The organism is Lysinibacillus agricola (assembly GCF_016638705.1).
Taxonomy (GTDB): domain Bacteria; phylum Bacillota; class Bacilli; order Bacillales_A; family Planococcaceae; genus Lysinibacillus; species Lysinibacillus agricola.
On the sequence record NZ_CP067341.1, the window covers coordinates 2,527,538 to 2,552,271 of the forward strand.

At 33.6% G+C, this 24,734-nt stretch carries 25 protein-coding genes; 21 read left to right on the top strand and 4 right to left on the bottom strand.

Annotation, left to right across the window (positions count from 1 at the left end):
- The first annotated feature begins 57 nt into the window (after positions 1–57).
- The 9 genes from FJQ98_RS12150 to FJQ98_RS12190 all read left to right on the top strand — a co-directional run bounded on the left by FJQ98_RS12150 (position 58) and on the right by FJQ98_RS12190 (position 13,173).
- Positions 58–264, top strand: coding sequence for a hypothetical protein (locus FJQ98_RS12150; RefSeq protein WP_053592811.1), 207 nt, complete (start codon positions 58–60; stop codon positions 262–264).
- 411 nt (positions 265–675) lie between these two features.
- Positions 676–1,704, top strand: coding sequence for a glycosyl hydrolase family 8 (locus FJQ98_RS12155; protein ID WP_425492690.1), 1,029 nt, complete (start codon positions 676–678; stop codon positions 1,702–1,704).
- The gene (locus FJQ98_RS12160) at positions 1,679–2,542 is read left to right on the top strand and encodes a diguanylate cyclase domain-containing protein (protein ID WP_053592809.1); all 864 of its coding nucleotides are present in this window, start codon (positions 1,679–1,681) and stop codon (positions 2,540–2,542) included. The genes FJQ98_RS12155 and FJQ98_RS12160 overlap by 26 nt, the downstream gene beginning before the upstream one ends.
- The gene (locus FJQ98_RS12165; RefSeq protein ID WP_053592808.1) at positions 2,526–3,971 is read left to right on the top strand and encodes a polysaccharide deacetylase family protein; all 1,446 of its coding nucleotides are present in this window, start codon (positions 2,526–2,528) and stop codon (positions 3,969–3,971) included. Before FJQ98_RS12160 ends, FJQ98_RS12165 begins: the two co-directional genes overlap by 17 nt.
- Complete coding sequence (locus tag FJQ98_RS12170; protein ID WP_053592807.1) at positions 3,964–5,235, top strand: glycosyltransferase family 2 protein; 1,272 nt, start codon at positions 3,964–3,966, stop codon at positions 5,233–5,235. Before FJQ98_RS12165 ends, FJQ98_RS12170 begins: the two co-directional genes overlap by 8 nt.
- Positions 5,235–7,274 (top strand): cellulose biosynthesis cyclic di-GMP-binding regulatory protein BcsB, encoded by a 2,040-nt coding sequence (locus FJQ98_RS12175; protein WP_053592806.1) that lies wholly within the window; start codon positions 5,235–5,237, stop codon positions 7,272–7,274. The genes FJQ98_RS12170 and FJQ98_RS12175 overlap by 1 nt, the downstream gene beginning before the upstream one ends.
- Positions 7,275–7,511: 237 nt before the next feature.
- Positions 7,512–8,174 carry a hypothetical protein gene (locus FJQ98_RS12180; RefSeq protein WP_143114574.1) on the top strand — a complete coding sequence of 221 codons (663 nt, stop codon included), beginning with the start codon at positions 7,512–7,514 and terminating at the stop codon, positions 8,172–8,174.
- Between the two features lie 597 nt (positions 8,175–8,771).
- Positions 8,772–11,720, top strand: coding sequence for a DEAD/DEAH box helicase (locus FJQ98_RS12185; protein ID WP_201406708.1), 2,949 nt, complete (start codon positions 8,772–8,774; stop codon positions 11,718–11,720).
- A gap of 853 nt (positions 11,721–12,573) precedes the next feature.
- The gene (locus FJQ98_RS12190) at positions 12,574–13,173 is read left to right on the top strand and encodes a YpjP family protein (RefSeq protein WP_053592803.1); all 600 of its coding nucleotides are present in this window, start codon (positions 12,574–12,576) and stop codon (positions 13,171–13,173) included.
- A gap of 316 nt (positions 13,174–13,489) precedes the next feature.
- On the opposite strand, the gene FJQ98_RS12195 is transcribed toward FJQ98_RS12190, so the two are convergent.
- On the bottom strand, positions 13,490–14,140 hold the full coding sequence (locus FJQ98_RS12195) for a FusB/FusC family EF-G-binding protein (protein WP_053592802.1): 651 nt from the start codon (positions 14,138–14,140) through the stop codon (positions 13,490–13,492).
- Between the two features lie 458 nt (positions 14,141–14,598).
- On the opposite strand from FJQ98_RS12195, the gene FJQ98_RS12200 reads away from it, so the two are divergent.
- The 10 genes from FJQ98_RS12200 (at position 14,599) to FJQ98_RS12245 (ending at position 21,479) form a co-directional block, all read left to right on the top strand.
- Positions 14,599–15,234 (top strand): class I SAM-dependent methyltransferase, encoded by a 636-nt coding sequence (locus FJQ98_RS12200; RefSeq protein WP_053592801.1) that lies wholly within the window; start codon positions 14,599–14,601, stop codon positions 15,232–15,234.
- A 12-nt stretch (positions 15,235–15,246) separates the two neighbouring features.
- Positions 15,247–16,218: an HD domain-containing protein gene (locus FJQ98_RS12205; protein WP_053592800.1), complete on the top strand. Its 972-nt coding sequence runs from the start codon at positions 15,247–15,249 to the stop codon at positions 16,216–16,218.
- A gap of 246 nt (positions 16,219–16,464) precedes the next feature.
- Entirely contained in the window at positions 16,465–16,863 is a 399-nt protein-coding gene (locus tag FJQ98_RS12210; RefSeq protein ID WP_053592799.1) for a MarR family winged helix-turn-helix transcriptional regulator, read from the top strand.
- Positions 16,863–17,210: a DUF3147 family protein gene (locus tag FJQ98_RS12215; RefSeq protein WP_053592798.1), complete on the top strand. Its 348-nt coding sequence runs from the start codon at positions 16,863–16,865 to the stop codon at positions 17,208–17,210. The genes FJQ98_RS12210 and FJQ98_RS12215 overlap by 1 nt, the downstream gene beginning before the upstream one ends.
- An 11-nt stretch (positions 17,211–17,221) precedes the next feature.
- A complete protein-coding gene (locus FJQ98_RS12220) occupies positions 17,222–17,704 on the top strand; it encodes a GNAT family N-acetyltransferase (protein ID WP_053592797.1) in 483 nt (160 codons plus the stop codon).
- Between the two features lie 139 nt (positions 17,705–17,843).
- Positions 17,844–18,308: a hypothetical protein gene (locus FJQ98_RS12225; RefSeq protein ID WP_053592829.1), complete on the top strand. Its 465-nt coding sequence runs from the start codon at positions 17,844–17,846 to the stop codon at positions 18,306–18,308.
- Between the two features lie 198 nt (positions 18,309–18,506).
- Complete coding sequence (locus tag FJQ98_RS12230) at positions 18,507–19,016, top strand: hypothetical protein (RefSeq protein ID WP_053592796.1); 510 nt, start codon at positions 18,507–18,509, stop codon at positions 19,014–19,016.
- A gap of 541 nt (positions 19,017–19,557) precedes the next feature.
- Positions 19,558–20,346 carry a lipid II flippase Amj family protein gene (locus FJQ98_RS12235; RefSeq protein WP_053592828.1) on the top strand — a complete coding sequence of 263 codons (789 nt, stop codon included), beginning with the start codon at positions 19,558–19,560 and terminating at the stop codon, positions 20,344–20,346.
- 10 nt (positions 20,347–20,356) lie between these two features.
- The gene (locus FJQ98_RS12240; RefSeq protein ID WP_053592795.1) at positions 20,357–20,953 is read left to right on the top strand and encodes a hypothetical protein; all 597 of its coding nucleotides are present in this window, start codon (positions 20,357–20,359) and stop codon (positions 20,951–20,953) included.
- Between the two features lie 166 nt (positions 20,954–21,119).
- The gene (locus FJQ98_RS12245) at positions 21,120–21,479 is read left to right on the top strand and encodes a hypothetical protein (RefSeq protein WP_201406709.1); all 360 of its coding nucleotides are present in this window, start codon (positions 21,120–21,122) and stop codon (positions 21,477–21,479) included.
- Positions 21,480–21,778: 299 nt separating this feature from the next.
- Here FJQ98_RS12245 and FJQ98_RS12250 read toward each other — a convergent pair whose 3' ends face one another.
- Both FJQ98_RS12250 and FJQ98_RS12255 read right to left on the bottom strand, forming a co-directional pair.
- On the bottom strand, positions 21,779–22,246 hold the full coding sequence (locus FJQ98_RS12250; protein WP_053592793.1) for a hypothetical protein: 468 nt from the start codon (positions 22,244–22,246) through the stop codon (positions 21,779–21,781).
- A 192-nt stretch (positions 22,247–22,438) separates the two neighbouring features.
- A complete protein-coding gene (locus FJQ98_RS12255) occupies positions 22,439–22,600 on the bottom strand; it encodes an aspartyl-phosphate phosphatase Spo0E family protein (RefSeq protein ID WP_053592792.1) in 162 nt (53 codons plus the stop codon).
- A gap of 539 nt (positions 22,601–23,139) precedes the next feature.
- On the opposite strand from FJQ98_RS12255, the gene FJQ98_RS12260 reads away from it, so the two are divergent.
- Positions 23,140–23,766, top strand: coding sequence for a hypothetical protein (locus tag FJQ98_RS12260; RefSeq protein ID WP_201406710.1), 627 nt, complete (start codon positions 23,140–23,142; stop codon positions 23,764–23,766).
- A gap of 11 nt (positions 23,767–23,777) precedes the next feature.
- On the top strand, positions 23,778–24,086 hold the full coding sequence (locus tag FJQ98_RS12265; protein ID WP_053592790.1) for a histidine phosphatase family protein: 309 nt from the start codon (positions 23,778–23,780) through the stop codon (positions 24,084–24,086).
- Positions 24,087–24,138: 52 nt separating this feature from the next.
- Here FJQ98_RS12265 and FJQ98_RS12270 read toward each other — a convergent pair whose 3' ends face one another.
- Positions 24,139–24,663, bottom strand: coding sequence for a GNAT family N-acetyltransferase (locus tag FJQ98_RS12270; protein ID WP_053592789.1), 525 nt, complete (start codon positions 24,661–24,663; stop codon positions 24,139–24,141).
- Positions 24,664–24,734: the final 71 nt, after the last annotated feature.

Consider the following 24,734-nt stretch of genomic DNA (forward strand, 5'->3'; position numbering starts at 1 on the left):
GTAGGTGTTTTTCATAGGGAAGCCGAGAAAATATCATGCTGAAGCAAAGGGGGAGGATTGCAACTGGATGTAATTGTTCCTTTAAACGAAGAACAATTAGAAGAGATAAAGAATATCAAAAAATATAAAAATTCGAAATATATAATTATATCGTTAGATAATAAAGAACTTTTCACCATCTTTTCGGAATTGAGGGCAAAGCAATTACTGGAGTACCTAGAAAATATTAGAGAAGGACAGGTATTAGAACTATGGAGAGTATGAATTGTTCATGACGATAATGAAATAAATATACCGTATATTAGATGTCACTATGAAGAATTATCTCTAAATCATCTCATTTTAAAACGGTGTTACAACTCGTTAAATAGATTTGTAAATGAGGAGATTGGTATATACCTTTTGATTTAGTTTGTAATAATTTCACAAAATTAACATGAAATATTGAAATTTATAATTTATATATTAAAATAGGAAGATGTTTGGATGGGTCGAAAGAACTGATTCTAACATCTTTTTTTGTCTTGTATAGATAATTTGCGACTATTGACATGGAAATGTTTAGTTTTTGTTTAGGACAATATGCTATTATAAAAAGCAAGAAGGCATAAGTTTTAAACTAATTGTTAGGAGGAGGATTTTATAATAAAAAAATTTATTTTTATATTTTGTTTTGTGCTCATTTTAATTAGTTGCGAAAAAAAAGAGGTAGATTTACAAAAAAACGAGCCTCCTTTACCAACAGAAAAATTTGTTATTAAAGAATTTATGAATGATGGAGGTCTGTTGAGAACAGATTTAACAGAACAAAAGAATATATTTTTATCAGAATCAATGGGTTTATGGTTAACATACTTACTAGAAAAGGGTGACCAGGCACGCTTTAAGAATCAAGTGGATGTAATGAAATCCGATTTTCTAAAAAATAACTTTATTGTATGGCGGTTAGAGAAGAAAAAACAAGCTTCTGTTAATGCACTTATTGATGACTTACGAATTATTCGGGTACTTTTTGAAGCAGGTGAAAAATGGAAAATACCTCATTATATACAGTTGGGCAATGAACTAGGGAAGAACCTTGTAAGGTATGGAATGAATGATGGATTATTTGTAGACTTTGTGGATGTTCAAACAAATGAAAAAGCAAAGACATTAACAATAAGTTATATTATGCCTTCGGCTTTTAATCAAATGCAGAAACATGGGCTTTTATCACAAAAACAGGTAAATCAGCAGCTTGCGATTCTTAAGAATGCTCCTCTTGCTGAAGCAGGATTTTACCCAAAAAACTATGATATTCCGTCCGGAAGTTATGTGTTTGATAAGGAGCTACACATGATTGATCAATTGTATATTGCCTATCATATGGCCTCTGTGAAAGAGGACACGACACTTTTTAAACTATGGTTACTAGATCTTTTTAATAGAGATGGCAAACTATATGGACGTTATAATGCACAAACGAATCAGCCATCTGTTAATTATGAATCACCTGCAGTTTATGCAATGGCTGTACGGTATTTACTGGTGTTAGACGAAAAAACTTTGGCGAATCAATTTCTTGAGAGAATGACATCTCTAAAAAATGTCTCAACGGCAGGTTATATAGATACACATACACAGGCAACACATATTTTTGATAATTTACTACCGCTATTGGCAGAAAGAGAGGTAGAAAATGCGAACAACTATGAATTGGAATAGTGCAATATTTTTTTATGGAACAGTATTGCTTTTGCTTTTACAAATTCCTTCTTATTATTTATTACACAGAGATGTTGAAAGTTTATTATTATATATTTTTTTAATAATACTAGTAATACTAACTCTATGGCGCGGAACAGTGTTAGGGCTTATTAGTAGTTTGTTATTTATTTTCATTAGCGGATCAACATTACTTTATATTGGCATGTCAAAAAATACTGTTTTTTTTAGTGCATCGTTTTCTATGCAGTTGTTTTTCGTTTATGGTGTTGTTCAATTGTTGCTTATTTTAAGTGCAGGGAAAGTGCATGATTTATTGTTCGAACAGGCAAACTATTTGAAACAATTACAACAGGATATTAAGAGTTATGTAGCAATTGATGTCGAAACAGGCTTTGATAATGAAACTCGTATGCGCATTAGTGTCAATGAAGAAATGCGAAGATCCGACCGACATAAACATACTTTTGTTTTTATTGTATTGAGGCTTGAGAATTATGAACAATTTAAAAAACTTTATGGAACAAAAGAAGCTCAGCATTTATGGCAGCAACTTGCTCAAAAAATACAACAAACAGTAAGACAAACAGATAAAAAATTTCGATTTCGTGAAAATCAAATTGGGTTGCTATTAATAGATACAACGGATGAGCATATAGAGGTCATTTTTGACAAATTGGACCAAGCATTAAAAAATCATCAGCTTTTAAATGAAAAGTGGATAACCCTTAGTTATAAAACTAGTTATTTTACGTATAGTCCGCTTTTAGAGCAATCTTTCGATGAATTATTAACAGAGCTAGAAAGGGAGATGAAAACAAGTGCACTCCAAATATAGTTTTCTGTTAGTGGTCAGTTTGTTTTGTTTATATAATTTAACGAATAATGTAACAGTGTCAGCAGCAGAAAAAGATGTTGCATTAATTTACGCTACAAGTAATCAACAGCTTAATCAAGATGTGCAGACGTTGTACGAGATGCTTAAGGGGTATACAAAAGTAGATGTTATGCCTATAGAAGCAGTGCATGAAAAAACATTACATTCGTATAACCGAATTGTCGTAATTAGCTCTCATTCAGTACCAATTTCAAAAGAAGCACTTTTAGAATTAAATCAATTCCAAGGGCCAGCTGTGGTAATTGGTGAAAATGTACTTCAACTGGAACGCTTTGCTCAGTGGCAAGAGGGTGACATTATTAAGCTTCGAGCTATAGGTGAACATGTTTTGGAAAATCCTATTGAATGGAAAAGTATACAACCATCTTCTAATTCGGAAACGGTAGAAGTGGCATCAACTTTAAACAATGAATATCCATTTATAGTTAAGGCACAAAGGCAAAATTGGTCATATATTGGAAAATTTATCTATACAAATTCGATGCAATATGAATGGCCTTCTATCATCAATAGGCTTTTACAATTGCCTGAACCTATAAAACATCAGACGTTTATTGTATTGACTGATATCAATATGGAGACCGATGTGGCAAAACTACAGTCAGTAGTGACACAATTTACTGAAAAAGGAATACCAATTAGTCTTGAAGTGACACCGATAGATATAGCTGAAGATGGGGAGACGATTTATTATCTACACAACAATAAAAAATTATTTAACTATTTGCAAAAATTACAGAAAGAAGGATTCCCTTTCATACTATCCACGACTTCTATACAAGCTGAGAAAAGTTTAGATTATTTAGCGTTTCGGGGAATCTATCCTATTTTGATTAATGGAAATAGTACCATATTTACAGGTATTGTACAGCAAGGTAATAATCAAATCTATCAATCACAAAATGAAAATCAAACAATCTATCCATTGACAGTAGAGAATATTGCTGATACAAAAATTAATCCACTTTTCCCAGTAGAACAAAAGATAAAACTTTTATTAAAAGCTCCAGGTTCAATTATTGGCATTCCGTATCCTGTTTATCTTGACGCGTCATATGTGCAGGAACTTGTTGGTTTTTTAAAAGGTCAGCCACAATTAGATTTTCTGGATTTTAGAAAAACTAAACAAGAAGTAAAAACAAATCACATTTCAATTACTCAAACTGAAAATGGTGAACAAAATATTAAATTATCGTTCTCTAACACCGACCGTTTAAAAATATTATTCGAAGAACGGCCTTTTGAATTGGTACTGTGGATGATTGTTTTGACTGTTTCAATGTTTGTTATGTTATTTTTTATTAATACTTTTCGTTTACGTATAACATTACGTAAGCGGTTATTTGAGGAGAGGAAAACCAATGGCTGATATCTTATTTTATATTGCGTTATTCCTCATTTGGATTATGCTGCTATATCATATGTTTTTAATGCAAGGCGGCTATAGACATTTTCGATCGTTTGAAAAACCAATTGATGAGTGGTCTAAAAAAATGGCGAATGTGCCCACGGTCAGTGTTTTTATTCCTGCACATAACGAAGCAGTTGTCATTGAACAAACGTTACGAGCTATGTCTCGATTGTATTATCCAAAAGATAAATTAGAGATAATCGTTATCAATGATAATTCGTCTGATGAGACAGGTGAAATCGCTTCTAGATTTGCTGAAAAGTATCCATTTATTCGTGTCATAGAAACGGTTGAGCCGAATAAAGGAAAAGGGAAATCCTCTGCATTAAACTCTGCATTAGCAGATTCTACAAGTGAAATTGTCGTTGTTTACGATGCTGATAATACACCAGAGAGGATGGCAGTTTGGTATTTAGTAATGGGGTTAGTCAATGACCCTAAGGCTGCTGCAACAGTGGGGAAATTTCGAGTAATTAATGCAGCTGAAACATGGCTGACACGTTTTATTAATATTGAAACAATTTGTTTCCAATGGATGGCTCAAGGTGGTCGTTGGAAATGGTTTAAAGTTACTACGATACCAGGTACGAATTTTGCTATTCGTCGTAGTATATTAGAACAATTAGGTGGATGGGATGTAAAGGCGTTAGCTGAAGATACTGAGTTAACCATCCGAGTTTATAATTTAGGCTACCATATTCGTTTTTTTCCAAAGGCAATTACTTGGGAGCAAGAGCCGGAAACTTTAAGAGTATGGTGGAAACAACGAACAAGATGGGCTAGAGGTAATCAATATGTAGTGTTAAAGTTTTTAAGCCAATTTTTCACATTGAAAAGAAAGAGTATTATTTTTGATTTATTTTATTTCTTTTTTACGTACTTCTTGTTTTTCTTTGGAGTGATTTTATCCAATGTTTTATTTATTATCAATTTATTTTATGACATTGGTTTAACTGTTGGTGATATTGCGATTGTGCTATGGATTCTAGCCTTCTTACTCTTTTTAGGAGAAGTCATGATTACATTAAGTATTGAGAAAACTGAAATGAATCGAAAAAATTTCTTTTATGTCATCCTAATGTATTTTAGTTATTCACAAATGTGGATTGTATTGGTCGTATGGTCATTAATGCTAGAAATAAAGCGTATGTTTACTGGTCAAGAAATTCAATGGTATAAAACAGAACGATTTGCGAAGAAATCAGAACAAGGAGCAGAATAATGAGACCTATACTGTTTATATTCATGATCTTAATGAGTCTTCCCCTTTTTTCAAGTTATGCGTCAGCCGATACCATTATCGCTGATGATAAGTCGCTTGTCATAGAAGGGAATGAATCGCAGCAAAGGCCACTTTTATCAGAGGCTATCGAATTACAGGGACCATCTTCATCAAGGGATTTCTATTACAATTTAACAAAAGATATAGAGTCAGATAAGCACTCGGTTACATTTCAAATCCAACATTCAGAATTATTAATTGAACCGTCCTCTTTTACTGTGAAAATTGATGATACAGCAATCAAAACTGTAACATTAACACCAGATTTATTAAAACAATCAGTGACAGTTACGCTTCCTAAAGAAGCATTGCTTAAGGGAACTCATAAAATTACAGCCAGTTTTTATGGTATTTTAAAAGAAGGGATATGTGTTCCCCCTGGAAATTCAGGAAACTGGCTTCGGATTGATATATTATCATCTATTTCTACCTTTGATGGGAATGTACAAGATTGGACATTAACTAGTTATCCTTCTGCATTCTTAAGTTATGATAATAAAGTAACTACACTTATTTTACCGGAAAAAGCATCAGAAGCAACATTGAATAGCAGCTATAAACTAGCAGCTTATTTATCAGAGCAAGGGGAAAATGATGTACAAATAAAGAGAGAAAATACTATTGATAAAGTAACAGGACCGGTAATAGTGGTTGGCGCAAAGGAAGAATTTGGTAGTGTTTTGATGAGAGATATACTTAAAAATGTTAAAGAAAACGAAGAAGATACATTGACAGTTGGAGTTCATAAGCTGCTTAATACAGATAGAAGTGTACCAGTTTTAATTGTTACAGCGAAAACACCAATTGCTATACAAGAACGGATATCACTTTTAACAGATGAGAGATTATTCGAGCAATTAGCTGGAAATACAATAACTGTGGATGAGCTACCAAAAGTTGAGAAACTTTCGACTACAACTATTCCTTTAACACAACTTGGCTTTGAAAATAAGATACTATCCAGTCAGGTTACAATGACTCCACATTACTATGTTTCACTGCCACAATTAGAGGCAAATAAAGAAGCGGTGATGCGTTTAGTCTTAAAAAAATCAGCAACATTACCTAAAGATGTTGATAAAAATGATCGGAAGTTAGAATTAATTATATATGTAAATAAAGTGCCACATTCAATAGATTTGCGCAAATTAGACAAAACTTCTTCAGATATGTATGAGGCTATAATACCAATTGAAACGAATATTTTAAATAAGCAATCTATTACAGATATTCAATTTGAAGTGACAGGTTTTCAATTAGAAGATCCATGTGAAACGACAAATGAGCGTTATTGGTTATATATTGATGGGGATAGTTCCCTTACAATTGCAAAAGATACAACCGAACCATCATTTACATTAAGAGATTTTCCAAATGCTTTTCACGACAATTCCTTAATTATAATACCTGATGGGGATGTTTTAAGCGATACTAGGATGCTAATGCTTTACAAAGCATTAATGGCGAATGGGCAATTGGCAAATACTACTCTAAAGAAAAATAAAGACGTTACAAAGAGTGATTTACAGAAGCATGCAGTTATTTTTATGGGGCAAATTGATGAATTTACGATGCTTTCAAAAAATGCTGATAAAATCCCACATACATCTGATGAGTTGATTCAACAAGGATTTTTACCTGAAGTAATCTCTCAATATACATTTATCACCAAAAACTTTTGGCAAGCTAATGAGCCACTATTGTTTATTCAATCCATAGAAAATAATGTGCTTAAAAATAATTTCTTTACGCATTTAAAAGAGGCGAATGAGGGAACTTCTTCTGCTATTGAAACAAAGGAAGGGCAATTTTTGACGGCTGTTAATAATACATTGAATAATGATGAAGGAAAGGCTGAGAAAAAGGAAAGTGTTTCTTTTGTCCTGATTATTGAATTTATAGTGCTTATCGCTGTAATTGCAGTCATTTTATATTTTATCCTTCGTAAAAAGAAGAAAGATCAATTAAAAGAAGATTAAAAAAAGCAAAGTCGCATGTTGCGACTTTGCTTTTTAAGCAGGCATGATTTCGGGGGCTACCGCGATCGCTTTAAGAATTTCTTATTCGAGAAATATCAAATCCCTCTGAATTCAGTACCAAAGGAATTGAATGTTGACCACGTATTTAATAAGGGACGAGCGATTAACTATTATATCCGCATGATACTTCTTGATGAAACTGCTAATCAAGCATGGGGACGTGCTTATGAGAAGAGTATGACACAAAGAAGAAAAAATTCCCGCAATAATCGCCTACTCTTTTTAGACTATTCGATATTTCTAAAAATACTGGAATTACCTAGTTTCAAAAAGGGAAGAAAAAAAGTTGGAAAATACAATGAGGAGGAAATGAAACAACTGATACAAGAAAAGGCTCAGGCTGCTAGAATTGGATTAGAAAAGATTTTTGGTACAACCTCTATGAACATGGAAATTATTGAACAATTCTATAGAGCTGAATTTAATCAAATAATTAATGGATTTTGGTCTGATCCTTTATATGTGAATCCGAATCTATATGACATTACCACATCTGTTTATGAAGATGAACATTTTTCTTATGTAGTAGAAGACTTGCAAAATACAATTGGAAACCTTGTACAAGGCTCTTTAACTTTTTCTGCAAATGCTGAAATGAATGTGGAACAGCGTACATATGAATGCACACGGGCTCAATTACTTAATGCTGGAAGGATAATAGACAATTCTATTCAATCCGTCTGCAATGACTTATTAAGCCGCATCAATGAGGCCATTGAAATTGAATGGAGAATTAATGCTCGAAACAATGCAATTGAAAACATGATTATTCGTTTGTATTTTTATGGATACGATGATAAAGATACAGTGAGATACGAAATTAATTTAGGCACAATTTAATAACTCTAAATGTACTAGCCAACTATCCAGATATTTTTTCGGATAGTTGGTTATTTTGCACATGTGGCTTGGATTGTATCTGACCAAAGCATGTAAATATATAAAAGATTTGGTCGCTGATGAAGTGGCAACTTTCTGATAGAATTTGGATATAACAAAATTTAGAAATTGGATCGGATGGTAGTCAGCTCCAATCTCCCCATCTACTTCATTAACTGAGTAAACTATCTTTTCATCCAAAGTGGTGGTTGTTTTGTCTATTTAAGGGAACAGATTTCTTTTTCATTTAGTTTCCAAGTGCTTTTGTATGTTTATTGTCCATAAAAAAGCCCTTTTTCCACATTATCTATGGTAACCCAATAAGGTAACCATAAGAAAGTTCTTCGATTACAAAACGAGTTAGACTAGGGATGGAAAGGTTTTAATATGATTACCATACTTGTTTAAATATATAATCTACTTTAATGTATAAATTAGAAAGGATGGTTTAATATGGTGAATAAAATGAATACAGTTTTGGAATCGTGGTATTTACTGGAATCTGTTCAGCCGAAGGAATTACCAAAATTAGAGGGAGCGTTAGAAGGAAAACTATTTATGCATCAGGAAAAAGTTCCTAAAATAGCTCCTATTAAACTGACAGAAAGACCTTGGGAAAAACATGCATTGAATGATGATAAGAAAAATAGTATACGATTTCAATATTACATGAATAGCTATGAACAGTGGCAACTAACAGAGGAGTTAAGAGCCCATTTTAATAGTGATGAGGAAATACATGTTAAGGACACTTCCAGAAAATACAGTTATACCTTCTCTGTAAATGAAGAAGGGAAATACATAGAAGATTCCTTATTTATTCCATTTGTTCAATATCTGCTTAAAGTACTTGAGAATGATTCGAATTATGGAAATTTTTTGGAACAATATAAGGTCATTTGTCGACAAATGGAGAAAGAAGCTATTGCGATATTTACGGATGGTGTAAGTGAAGAAAAGATTCATGAATTACAACATCAATATAATCGATATTTTAGAAAACCTTTTGAATACACGTATCATTATTTACAGATCACAGTGTTAAATAAAAACAATCAGAATGAAAATGAACAAATGAATCGTAATAGTTTCTTTATAGAGGATATCGAACGAGTTCTACAGAATGGAGTCAATGCGACACTTAAAGACTTTATCTTGGGCAGTGAAAAACAGATTGATATTGATAATAATAGAGTGTTAATAGAACAAATTTTGCAACCTAAAAATTTACCTTTAGGAAGATGGCCTTCTCCTGTTGCGCACAGACTTTCACTGATGCAACAAGTAGCGGTAAACCGAATTATTAATGGTGATGAAAGGCTTCATTCTGTAAATGGTCCCCCTGGTACTGGAAAAACAACGTTATTGAAAGATGTATTTGCAAATATAGTTGTCCAACGTGCGATTGAGATGACAACTTTTGAAGACCCTACGACTGCTTTTAGTAAGATAGGGAGTTTGAAATTAAATAATTTTCCTTATCAGGTGTATGAACTGAATAAAAAATTAAAAAATTACTCTATCGTAGTTGCATCAAGTAATAATGGAGCTGTTGAAAATATTTCTAAAGATTTACCTAAAAGAAAGGAAATTGCTAAACCTGAAAAAAATGATGCGGGAATTATTAAACCAGAAGTAAAAAATGAGTATGATCAGAAAATAGCTGAGTATCTTGAAGAGCTAGACTATTATCCTTCGACGGCTAAAAAACTAATCAATCATGCAGATGAAACTTGGGGGCTATTCTCGGGTATATTTGGTAAATCAAAAAATATTGATAATTTTATTTGGGGTTTGCTAAAAGATGATGGAGATTTGTCATTTGTTAAACAATTACAGAGAGATAATGAAATGCTTTCTTCAGAAGACTGGCTAAAAGCTGTGAAAGAATTTAACTCTCTACTGCATTCAATTGAACAGAAAAAAGATGATTTACAAAAATATATTGAATTAGATAAAGAACTGCAAAAATTAGAAGTAGAATTTCAATCAATGGAGCGAAACCAATCAAGAATAACAATCAATTTATCACGACTTCTAGCACAGCAAGAAGAAATAAAGGGAGAATTAAATTCTCTGAAAAAGCCGCATTTTTTATTACGTATTTTAGGTGTGAAAAATCAAAATGAAAAAAATTTAAGGCAGCAACAAACACAAATTGAACAAAATTTAATTGAATCAGAACAAGAGGCTTTAAAAATAAGTAGAGATCGAGATAGTTTGAAAGTCCGAAAAGAAAATATACTCCAAGAAAGTTTGAAATTGAAAACAGAATATGCTCAAGAAAATTTGGAATTATCAACAGACAAATATTGGGAAGATAATAATAATGATTACAGGCAACAAAAGGTGATTTGGCAAACGGATATACTAAACTATGAGCGTGGCTTACTATTTCTGATGGCTATGAAAATTCATAAATTATTTTTAATAAAAAATCATAAGATTGTTAGTAGTTCATTAAGGCTTTTTGCTAATCGAAAGGCACTAAACTTGAATAGTAATGAACATAGAAAATATCTGAAAAATCTTTGGCATGTGATTCATCTAGTAACACCATTAATTAGCACGACTTTTGCTAGCTTTGCAAATATGTATAAAGGAATCGAGCAAGATTTTATTTCTCATCTATTTATAGATGAAGCTGGACAAGCTAGCCCTCAACTAGCAGTAGGGGCACTGTGGAGATCCCAAAAAGCTGTTATCGTAGGTGACCCAATACAAATTGAACCTGTAGTGACAGTGGATGAAACATTATTAATGGATATTCGGAAGTGTTTTGATCTCGAAGAGCACTATATAGGTTACACAGCATCTGTTCAAAATATTGCAGATATAGCGAATCCGTATGGCACTTATAAAGACGAAGATAGAAGTCAATGGATTGGTATTCCTCTATGGGTGCACCGCCGTTGTTTAAATCCAATGTTTTCGATAGCTAACGATATTGCTTATGATAACAAAATGGTATTAGTCGATACAGATAAAGTCGGTATTGGTGAGTGGATTGACTGTGTAGGAAAAGTAAGCACTGATCAATATGTAAAAGAGCAAGGGGAGTATGTGGCACAAGTTATTTTGGATAAATACAAAGAAAAAAACGGATTGCCCAACTTGTTTGTCATTACACCTTTTACAGCCGTGAAGGATGGATTAAAAAAGGCTATTCTTCAAAAACTAAAGCCTCTACAAGTTCCAAAATTGAATGAATGGTTAAATGAAGCTGTTGGAACAGTTCACACCTTCCAAGGAAAAGAGGCAGATATTGTTTATTTTGTAACAGGAACTGATGAGCAGACTGAAGGAGCTGCTAATTGGACGTGTTCAAAACCGAATTTATTGAATGTAGCTGCAACAAGGGCGAAAAAAGAATTTTATGTTGTAGGAGATTTAAAAAGGTTTAGCAAGAAAAATTACTATGATAAAATTGTTCAATATATGGATATGTACAAAAAGAATGACTCTTTTGAAAGTGAAAATAAGATGCTAGAAAAATCTCTGAATTAGAGAGATGTAAGTAAGATGGAACTTTCAACCAAAGCAAGATTTATACTTTTCGTTGTCATTGGTTTTGTGATGCTGCAAACAGGCAGGCAAGAAAGTAAAGGGACAGTCGAATGCCTTCAGCTTCAATACTATCTCCAAAGCTTTTTTAGTAACAAGTTTGCATAGTAACGCCATTTTAATGAATTTGTGATAGGTTTCTTTTTTTGCTAAGGAATGGAACTTAATTTATCATATGAAATTACTATAGCTTAACAAAAAGTAGCACTTGCATATTGTTAAATAGATGATAAAAGAGCATCCACAATACAAGTGGGTGCTTTTACTGTACTGCCAAATAAAAAAGATTGAAGCGAATTAGCCTCAATCTTTCTTACCCACGCAACCGTATTTTATTAGCCCTACTTTAGCCTCGTTGCAGTCCATAACAGAGCCCAACAAGCCCAAATTGTAAGCATATTGCATAAATGAAATTCAGAAATAATAGCAAAACCTTGATAACACGGCATTGTCATACGAATTGTTTTCAGTTTGCATTTTGACTAAATTAGTTCGTGAAGCATAAAGATGATAAGTAACCTAACATTAATAAAAGACCAATACACATTGCGATTTCCATGCTTTGTACCTCCTTTTAAAAAAACGACACATTTATCCTACATACTGCCAGTAAATGCCCGATTGATTCGGGGCAACAGCATGTTGGTCATACAAGCGTTTTCACAGGATGTGAAGTTTTTACTTTATACATAAATATTGTACAATGAATTATAGAAATATGAAACCTTTTATAGGCTTATGCGTATATATAAGTAGTAGAATTACCAATTTGTACATAAAGAGAAGGTGTTAATTAATGAAGAAATGGGTTCAAAAAAGTATCGTCATTATGGTTGCGTTTTTAACATTTGGATTAATTACGCCAACACATGAAATATGGGAAGCATTTGATCATAATCCATCAAATCGTGCTTCTATCGGACCATCATCAGGGACAAGCACTGCAGAAGCGGCTACTCTTCCGATAGAACAAACAGAGATACAAGAAGACCCGGTTGACTATAGTACATTGCTCGTTGACGCTGCGAAAGAGCAATCCTATATAAAATTCGGCACAAAAATCGGTCCAAAAATTAGCAATGAATTTGACTCTATTATCTTCCCTAAAATGGAGGAAGCAATCGCGATGACAGTTGCTGGCGTAGACGATACATCATTAGCATCCTTAACAATTTCAGAAAAGCCAAGTGGTAACTATGGCGAAAAAATTTTTAATATTAGTAGCAATGAAACAGGCATGGATTTAATTCGCTTCCATGTCCGCACAGAAAAAAGACCACAGGATGGCTATTATTACAACTTCCACTACCACAGTGCCGAGGACGACTTTATGGCCCATAACAATTTAGGAGATATTTATTGGGAGAAAAACACACCGCCAAAATGGTTATCCTAAAAATCACGAAACACTCGTTTAAAATACGAGTGTTTTTTTTATTGAAAAACATTGATATATCAACGTCCGTAGCAGATTGTTAATATGTTGTATTTGAGTACTATTCTAATGGGAGAGAGCAGAGAAAATCATGTACCCCAAATTCATCATTTTTCGATTTCATTAAATCCTTCAAATGAACTCAAATTAATGATTTTTTCCATTACCTCGTTTTGCCGAAGAGCCATACTTTGTTTAATAGGACGCCATAATTTCATTGACACAATAGTTTTTCAACAACATGTAAAGCCTTCTCCGTATTGGAGAAGGCTTATTTTTATTGAGTGATGCGTTCGAAAAACGCTTTTGTTTTTTCTATATCCGTTACATGTTGATTGCATGTTTGGCTATCAGCGCAAATGTAGTTACTATAACTTGTGAACGTTCCAACGACTTGCCCTTTTACAGACGTAGTATATAGGCCAACATCTGAATGGCGGTTACATAGTGCACATATTCCGCGAACTGTATTGTTGGAGAATGTCCCTTTAATTGCTTTTAGCTGTTCATCTTGTTCTATCACGACATATTTTCGATGTGTACCAGGATCATCCCAAGCTAAATAACAAATCTCCTGAAAATCCATTTTTTCAAGCTTAGGTAGTTTTAGTTTTTTTTCCTTTTTAAATAGGCTCTTCAGTGTGCTTGCAGTGACTGCTTTGAATGGGATGACGTATGGTTTTAATTGCTCTAAATACGCATCACCCTGTGCACGATTTGTTACTTCAAAAAGCTGTTCAATTAGCTCAGCTTCCTCTTTGGACAGCGCCAATTTTGCTGTAATTTCGCTTTCAACAATACCGTGTATGGCTAGGATAACGTTTTTATCCTTCGTTGTTGCAAGTGTTTGTATGATTTTATTCATTTGCTGCTCAAGTAAATGATAGTTTGCGACCGTTAAAAACGGCTGAATTGTTTGTTTTTCCATTTGAATTCACTCCTGTGTAGTAGGCTTTTAATAAAGGTTATGGCCTAAAGAGATCATTCAATTATGTTATTTGCGTTAACTTTTATAGACCTCTTTGACCTGTAAAGTGTTTGGTTTAGAGCAAGCATTACAAAAGAATGCGTCCATTTCGATTCCTCCTTGAAAAGAAAACTATTCTTATCATAGCATTTTTCAGGAAATGGATAAAGTTTGAAAATTCACTCACTACCATATGTAATATTTGGTATAATAGTTTAATATTTATTCATCGCGATACGTATGTCATATGCATAGGTTGATGATGAACTTGAATTTTTGAAAGGGGGAATTTTTATGAAACAGGTTATCGGTCATGGGAATTTATATGTTTGGAGAGGGATTGTTAGTACTAACAAGGGATGTTTAGTACTAATAGACCTTCCAAACTCGTAATCGATTAAAAATATAGGAGGACTTTTATGCTACTAAATCAACAAGGATTTAATTTATGGGCTGATGGTTACGATAAAACGGTTCAGCTAAGTGAAGAAAGTAATCAATATCCATTTGCAGGATATAAAGCAGTATTAAATACGATTTTTAACGAGGTTATGTCCATTCCAAAATCAACTGTATTAGACATTGGATTTGGCACAGGGGTGTTAACGGCGAAGCTTTATGACAATGGCCATTTGATCAATGGATTCGATTTTTCCTCGAAAATGATCGAAATCGCCAAAGTAAAAATGCCTGATGCAAACTTAATGGAGTGGGATTTATCAAAAGGGATGCCAACAGAGATCCTTCATCAAAAATACGACGCCATTATTAGCACCTATGCATTGCATCATTTTACCGATGAAATGAAAGTGCAATACATTACAGCATTATTGCAGCAACTAACACCAGCAGGCAAAATTTTTATCGGTGATATCGCGTTTGAAACAAGAGCGCAACTTGAAAAATGTCGTCAAGACAGTATTGATTATTGGGATGATGATGAACTTTACTTTGTCCATGAGGAAATTAGCTCCTTATTAAAAGGAGTATGCCAATTAGAATTTTACCCAATCTCGCATTGTGGTGGGGTTTTTGTACTTTCGAATATTTCATAGAAAGGTGCTCACATGATTATTTCTGATTATCTATATGGTGAATTCGAGATAGATGATGTGTTAGAAGAACTTATTTTGAGTAAACCGGTACAAAGATTGAAGGGGATTCATCAAGGTGGGGCAAGTTATCTTGTAAATAGCCAATGGAATGTAACACGTTATGAGCATTCGGTAGGTGTCATGCTGTTGATTAAACAGCTCGGTGGTTCTTTAGAGGAGCAGATTGCAGGATTATTGCACGATGTTTCGCATACAGCATTTTCGCATGTCATTGATTTCGTCCTTGAAAATAAAGCTGAAGATTATCATGAAGAAATATTTGTGAATGTGATTATGAATTCTGAAATTTCTCTTATTCTTAAAAAGTATAACCTTGATTATGAACATCTACTTTTTAATACTGCGACATGGAAACTACTCGAACAACCAGCTCCTGATTTATGTGCAGATCGAGTAGATTATACTTTAAGGGATATGTACACATATGGGCAAGCCTCGCTAGAAGAAATACACAAATTTTTAAATGATATTATTGTTCATCAAGGGAAGATGTGTCTTCAAAGTATTGAACGTGCAGAATGGTTTGTGAAAACATATTATCAAGAAGTGCTTGATTTCTTTTTGGATCCGTTAAATATTTATGCCTATCATAAACTTTCACAAACGTTAAAGTTAGCACTAGATAATAAGATTATTACGCTCGCTGATTTTCTTAAGGAAGATCATGAACTAATTGAACTGATGAAATCTTCAAATGATAGGCAAGTGCAGAGCCTTTTAAAACAGCTTCATCCTTACGTAAAAGTGAGGGTAAATCAGTCAGAATTTGATATTCATCAAAAGAATAAAACTCGACTTATCGATCCTTTGCTGTACTTTGAGAATCAATTAATAAGGGCAAGCGAATTATCAGAAGATGTTAGAGAAATGAATGTAGCTGCTAAGGAAAAATTTCAGAAGGGTGTGTTTGTGAAAATACTTTGAATGTCTCGTTATTGCTAAAAAGTTTCGGTAAATCATGTAAAAATCTTGATGAATTCACAATATTCGTCGGAAATTAGGATTCTTCTAGATAAAAAGGCTGAAGGGGCTGACTACTGTCGGCCCCTTCTGCTTTCTGATGAACTATCTGAATATATAAACTTTAAAGTAAATGAAAAGAATTATCTTTAATTATATCGTTCATTACGATATAATCGTCTAAAACGATATATTAAAGGAGTAAATTTAATGATTAAAGATATAAATAACTATTTTACATCGATTTTTTACCATCTACATACAACACATGAAGAGTCAATTTCGCATCAAAGCGTGCGTATTTTACAGATGATTCAAAAGGAAGATGAAGTAACTGTTCGTGATATCGCGGGGTTACTGAATATTTCTCAAAATACAGCCTCTGAGCATATCAAAAAGCTGGAGCGTAATGGCTGGGTGAAAAAGGAGCGGGCCATCGATGATCAACGCAAAGTACATCTTCATTTAACGGCTGAAGGGCTTCATGTTTTAAAGAAAAACACAGAGTTAGATGATGAAAAACTGCAACATGCGCTAAACCAGCTTTCAGAAGAAGATCAACAAATGATTTTACAGGCATTTCGACTATTAAGCGAGGTGTCTAACTAATGTATACATTTGTAAAAATTCTTTGCTCGGCAGCCGTTATTGGTATTGTTACTGAGATTGCTAGAAGATTTCCTTCATATGGAGGCATTATTGCAGCACTACCACTTGTCAGTATTTTAAGTATCATTTGGCTTACTGTGCAAAGTGAGTCGAGTGAGCATATTCAACGATTTACAGTTGGTGTAATTGTTGGGTTACCAGCCACAATGTTTATGCTGTTTGTTATTTATATGGCGATGAAATCATCAATCCATATCGTTTTTGCCATTGGACTAGGTGTCGTTTCGTGGGCAATATTTCTAGGTGTTCAAAAAGCCATTGCAAGTGTGTTTAATATTTCAATTTAGGAGAATAATAGATGACAATAATTCCTATTCAACAATTACCGCAAAATGTTGTGTTGCAGTTTTTTACGGAGCATTGGGGAAGTACAGAAATGGTCATTTCCAGTGGGGTTTATGATTGTAGTAAATTAGAGGGCTTTGTCTATGTAGATGAACAAAACACGATTTTAGGCCTTGTGACATATAGTATTCGTGAAGAAGAATTTGAAATTATTTCCCTTGATAGTATTGTAGAAAGAAAGGGAATAGGTTCTTTGCTAGTACAAGCAGTTGAAGAAAATGCTTTCGAACAAGGCTGTACGATAATTACCGTTATAACGACAAATGATAATTTACACGCATTGAAATTTTATCAAAAAAGGGGTTATCACTTAGTCGAAATCATACAAAATGCGGTCGAGAAAGCAAGAGCGTATAAACCTGAAATTCCTTTAATCGGTTATGATGGGATTCCAATACGTGATGAAACACAATTAGCAAAGCAATCTGGCTCATAATGAGTCAGATTGTTTTGCTGTGAAAAGGGTAGCGTAAAGAAGCTGATTGGCAAGAAAAATCCTCACTCATTATTTTCAAGGTTTCATCACCTCCAATTTCTCGCTATACTTGATAGGTGGTTAGAAAGTGAGGAATGATATGAAAAAAATACTATTTGCTATATTATTTAGCGTTCTAGTGGTGGGAGCGGCCTTCATTATTTATTTAAAAAGTAATCCTCCTCTTGTCGTGAACAGCTTTACGAATCCTGAAGATGATTCAACTATAAGAATTATTGAAATAGAGAATAAAGGACTACGTGAGATAGAGCTTCAGCAAATACTCGTTAATGATAAAGTGCCTGAAAATGTTGAACTCGTTGTGAGTAAATCTGAACCGTTTGAAGTAGAAACGAAGCTGGAGGGTAATCCGAATATTACGTATCATAAGTTAAGGCAAGTAAATATTTTTCCTAGTCAATACATAGATCGTCAAGCCATTGGAAAGCAGCCTCAGCATTATGCAGTAAAGGTTGAAGCACCTAATATTAAAAAAATAACGATTAAGTATGATTATTTAAAAATGCCATTTACTTTAACAGCTGAGTTACAAGCTACAAAATAAAGTGAAACTTTAATCAGTGGGGGAAGTTCAGCCTCCACTGATTATTCGTTTCATTGTGGCTAATGCACTATATACTCGTTTTTTGTCTTATCATTTATGCCCGTGTCATTTCATAAGATTGTTTGGTGAAAAAATACTATCTCTCCTAAAACATGGTAATCTAATAGTAACAGTAATTGCGATGTTAGGAGGGACCAAATGGAATTTTTCGTCATTGGTATAGTACTTGTTATCTGTATTTTCACTGTGACTTTAGTGGTTATTCAGAAGCTTTCGAAGGATGATATTAAGCTGGAAGTAACAGCTGTATGTGAAGGGGAAAATGAATTAAATCAAGCAATTATGAAGATATACTTTACGTTTTCAATTGGCAAACTGGCACATCGTAAAAAAGAAATAATAGGCAGTATTGATTGGTCAGAAGGATGGATGCCTGTTTGCTATAATTTGAAAGAAATGGGAGCCTATCAAACGGAACGATTACTTCCTGCTACAAATGAGAAAACCTATACAACCTTCGAAATAAACGCTACAAATGCAATAGATCATCTGGGACGGGGTGAAGGGTATGTTGTATTAGTACTTGAGGACCCTATTTCTACAGATAAATCTAGAGCAGGTGTGATTCTTGCAGTAACCGCCAATATGGTGACCTATCAGCTTTCTGACTCAACTAGCTGGAATAATGACTTTGCTGTTAATCATTAAATACTGACAAAAGCTATTCATTAGGGAAAAAGTGCCTAATGAATAGCTTTTCTATTTGGTAGGAAAATAACGGAACCTATTAGAGTATATTTCGTAGAATATATTAAAAGAGAGGAGTGTCTCAGTTGTATTCATTATTATAAGGAAAAAACAAAATGAAGAGGAACTTCATCAATATGCCCAAAAGCTTCAGAAGCACATCGCCATATAACAAGCCTTTGAAGAAATTATTGCAACCTATTTAAGAGTGGAGAGCTGTGAGGGTACAAATAAATTCAATATAAGATATGATACATATGATGACGATGTGAAAAGTCCCCATAGGAATCATTAGATTTCTAGTATTCAGATGGAAGTAAGAGGCATACACTGCGAGAAAAAATGCAATCGCTTTCTCTATCAGTACAATTCCTCATAAAGAATGGGGAGTATATGTACGGGATTGGATCAAACAATTACTCAAATTCATGCAAGAGTGTCGACCAATCAACAAACGAAAAGAAGGTAACAGACTTTGGATATTTTGACAGGAAAATTAATAATGATTGCTTTGTTTATTCTCATCATTCATTCGATAGAGACACTTGCGTATGCAGTTCGATTATCGGGTGCACGTGTAAAATTATTAGCCTCTGCACTATCCTTGTTTAATGTGATGGTCATGTTTTCGAGGCTGGCGAATATGATGCAGCAGCCTTTTACTGGCAGTCTGACTGATACAGCACCAAAGGAAAACACGCTGGCATTTGTGGAGCAGCAATTCCGAGTACTTATTGGCGCCGCTTCACTAGGTACATTAGTAGGCATTCTACTATTGCCGACATTTGTAGCGATATTTTCAAGGGCTATTATACATTTGTCTGAGGAAAGAGGCTCCATTCCGGCATTATTCAAAAAAGGCTTTAGTATCGAGTATTTCAAACGGGGGATAAAACATATTCGCCTGCCGAGTTTTTCGTATTTAAAGGGGATTAGTTGGCGCGATATTCCCCTTAAATTATTTATCGTTAATGTCGTTATTACGGCCATCTATACAATTGGAGTACTGTCTGCACTTTACGCCGCATTATTAGTTCCTGAAAGATCGAATACTGCTGTGATGTCGTCGGGGCTTATTAATGGTATAGCAACGATGTTATTGATTATTTTTATTGACCCTAAAATTTCTATTCTAGCAGATGATGTTATTAATCAAAGAGGAAGCTATTTAAGTCTTAAACGAGCTTCTATGATGATGATGGGTTCAAGGCTGCTAGGAACATGTTTGGCACAGCTATTATTTATTCCTGGGGCAAAATATATTGCCTGGTTTACACAATATATGACTTAGGAGGATTTTCATGAATCAAGAATCGTATGACCGACCAACAGATTATTATGATAACCAGCTTGTTACTATTGATGAACAAATTTGTGCGCTCATAAAGCAGCGTAACCATCTATCAAATAACAATCCCGGTTTTCCACCAGAGGAAGCGCTTGCTCGTTGGGCTAAAAAATATGGTTTTTATGAGGCTTATCTTGCATCATTATTCGGGATGATGAGGACGGAAGAGTATTATAAACCTCGCGTGGAGCCGACCGGTTTTAGAAAGCATATCCCAGTTTTAAAGTCCGTAGAAGTTAATGAACGATTCTATACAGTAACTTATATTCGGCAGTATGAAAATGCAAGTGTTGTACAGCTATTAACGGATTGGGATCCACGACAAGAACCAAATGTTTATATTAATGAAACACACAACATTTTTGAGTTGTTTGTAGGAGAAGAATATGACTGTTGGATAGATAGTGGAGGGGGAACAAATGGCCATGAAAGTAGCACTTTTATCATTTCACCTTCGTTACCTGACAATATAAAAGGTCTAGATTTTGTCTTTAAAGAATCTAGCGACGCCTTTGGAGAAAAACCGACTGGATTGGTGATTACTATTTAACTTATTTCAGCAAATGTCACGGAATTGGAAAGGAGTTCTTTGTGCAGGGACAAAGCCGATTCCGGTCGCAATTATGCTGAATAACACCTTACTCTAGGAATTAAGAAGGATAGATTGAAGTTGATATTATCATGATAACTTTCAAAGAAAGGGAAATCGAGCTCCAATGAAAAAATTATGCTTCCTAATTTTAATGATGTTTGTGTTAGTTGCTTGTAGTACGAATCAACAAGAGGAGGTGCATTACATAGCGAAAAGTGAGCACTGGAAGGCCGTATATCATAGTAATACGGAGGAGGGCTTACGGCTTTTCTATCTTGGGGAATGTAAAGACTTGGGTGATTTACAAATAACGATTGAAGGATCTAAAGAATCACTAACTATTGATGACGCCCGAGTGAATATAGATAAACAATTTGCCTTAAAGAAAAAAGAAAGTGCGAAAAATTTTAAAAAGGATGCTGCCCCAATCATTCACATTCAATGGCAGTCAGACAATGAAACTTTAGAAGTGCGAAATAGCTGAAATAGATGAAAGCATGAGCATAGGGGAACACGATGAGATAGGCTGAGACGACGCCTTTGATACATATCTTTACTCACATATTTGTCCTATATAAAAATTTAAATGGTCTTGTTAGCTCGTCTACTAGGGGTTTTAAAAGTCACTACCCCTAGAGTTGAGCTAAGATTAGCCATGAAATTAACGTTGTGATAAACTGATTTTTTCTAAATTTGCTTGAAAATGTTAGTTTTTTCATCGATTTCGCTACTATAAATCAATTTTCAAGCATACAATAAATTAAATAAACAAACGAACTAGATTTAAGGGGCGCTATTGCTTTGATAATTACTATCTCCTAAAATGATGGTTTGTGTCTCAGCGTCAATGACAAGGTATTTATGATAGGTTTCCTGATTTGTTTGCTGAAAGGATGCTAAAAAATATACTTGTCGATTGGGATGAATAAAAGTATGTTGAGAGAGGTCTATTTTTTCACGTATAAAATTTGTTTTTAGATGAAATGTTTCCTCAGCCTTCGGTATGTCCTTAAAGGCTATTTTTTGACGAATGTTCAAGGTAGCATCGTTATATTCCTCATAGATTGTCCGGTCCAATTGATGATAAAAGTCGTCCTCAGTACGAAATGTCTGATATTGATTATTAGGATATTTATAAGATGTAGTTTCAAATGGTATGCAAAGTGTAGGTGCTGTGTTTTCTTCTGATTCTTGAGGCTGCTGTAGTAAAAAGCTTGAAATTACGACCAATGTTAAAATCAATACCTGCATAATTAGGCCTCCTTTTTATGTTATAAAGATTTCCTAATTTTTTGTTATATATACGTATCATTACAATAACATCAGGATATGGTTTCCTTTATAACTGAAACCTAATTCAGGATAAAACCAGTCAAGTCATCGAAATAATTTGAGCTGGCTTTAACGGATCGTTAGTATCTTCTATAAAAATGCCTCCATATATTAGGAAGCTTTTGAATATTTATTTAGTAGGACATCTAATTCTTGACTACAATCTACCACACTAGGATGAGTGAACCCTAAATCCTTAGCCTTTCTATACATAATTCTTCTTTTAACTTCAATTTCCATCTTCAAGAACTGTTTAAGCGATATATTTACCAAGATCTTTTCCTCCTAATTTTTTCTCCATATTCTATTCTTGAAATACATTGACCTCGATTCAACTTTTTCATTGTATCTCACCTAAAATGAAAAATATGTCATATTGTGTATAGGTTGAGAAATTCGTAATTTAGTCACAGAACATATCTTAATTCTTATAAGGAGGGTAAAATAAGAAATGTTAACATTAGATAGTTTAGACTATTAAATTTTACTTTTATTGTATTAATTATATATTTAATCACCCTATAGACTACAATGTTAGGGTTTTTTTATTGCTAGATTTTAGAAAAAGTTAAGTGCGATATTTAATAGTTTAGCATCTTTTTTACTATGAAAATCTATATCGACATCGATTGAAATTTTAGTGAACTTCGTACTTTGTCACAATTTATCAAATAAACTTCTATGTTGTTTGTTATTGAGGGGTTTTCATTTTGTTTAATAATGTTGAGAATTTTCGAAATAAACGGAATAGTAGATAAATAAAATTGTGAAGTTCAAATCCGTTGCTTCTATTAAATAATAGAGGGGGGCTTATGATGATAAAGTTAAGATTGTCAATATTCAGCGCTATTATCGTTTCTAGTTTTACGTTAATAGGATGTTCAGAAGTGAAAACAGGAAAATCTTCAGGATCAACAGCGATTACTAATCATTCCGTTCAACATGTGGAAGAATCTAAGCCAACAACTCTAGCTATTGATAGAGAGTATGATTTTACATATATAGAGGATTTCTCAGAGGAAAAAAGAGCTTTATACGAGGATTACTTAAGTAATGGGAATAATAATAGTTTAAAGCTTTTTACACCAGAAGAAATGGTGTTAATTATGATGAATTTAATTTTTGAGCATAATTTCGATAAACTATATGAAATTACCTACAATAACAATCAGCTTCCCGACAAAGGGATCTTTATTGAAGAGTACATAAATTATTTGTTGGATGAACAAATACAGGATTATTTAATGTACAGATACTACGATAGTATTTCTCTGAATAAAGATACCAGCACTGAAAGTATCGCAGTTGTTCAATTGGAGATAATTTTTGGAAGCTCCCACTACGGCAAAACATTTGCCTTACTAAAAGAAAATAGTATTTGGAAGGTTGATTTATACAATTACTTGAAAGAAAAAAAGGCAAAATCTGAAGAAAAATAGAGGAGAATGTGATGACCGTAATTTATTTTGTAAGACATGCGCATTCTCATTATACAGCTGATGAGTACAATCGTCCGCTTTCTGACAAAGGGTTTGAGGATAGGGATCGTGTAACTACATTATTCGAAAATAAAGTGATTCACGCAATTTTTTCAAGTCCGTATAAAAGAACCATTCAGACGGTGGAAGACATAGCACAAGAACATAATTTACAGATAAATACGATAGATTCTTTAAAAGAAAGAATACTTTCTAATAGAAATATAATTGGCAGCCCCTTGATTCATTTTATCGAGAAGAATCTTAAATTTATCGACTGAAATTGTGGATTTATCGAGAATTATAAATGATTTATCGAAACTTTTTTACGATTTATCGAGAAATTCGATATTCCTCTCGCAAAAAACCAAATAAAATCTCATTCCGTAAAATACCTTCTTTCGTAAAGCCACATTTTTCATAGGAACGAATAGCTGCTTTATTAAAGCTAAAAACATCAAGCTTAATTTTATTAACGGAAATATAATTAAAAATAAAATGAATAAGAGTTTTCATTGCATCCGTTCCAAGCCCTTTAGCTTGCCATTGTTCGCCAATTGAAATGCCTACTAAGCAAGTGCTATTTTGCCTGTTAATTGAAAAGACACCACAGGAGCCGATAAGCTCATTTGACGACTTTTCAAATATACCGAAGATAAACTCCTCTTTTTCGCCACTAATACTTTGAAAGAATGAAGCATGATCCTCAAAGGTATTTGGAAAGGGGATTTCGTCACTGGTAAGTAGCAATGCCTTTTTTTCACTTTCGATTTTTGCAAATGCTTCTAAGTCAGAGGAAGTCATTTGCTGTAAAGTAATAGATTGACCTGTAAGAAATTCTTTAAAATAATTTTCCATTTATTTTCTCCCTTTTTGAAGGGCTGCAGTTAGAGTTACATCCCTTGGATTACTAGTTGTATAAACAAAAC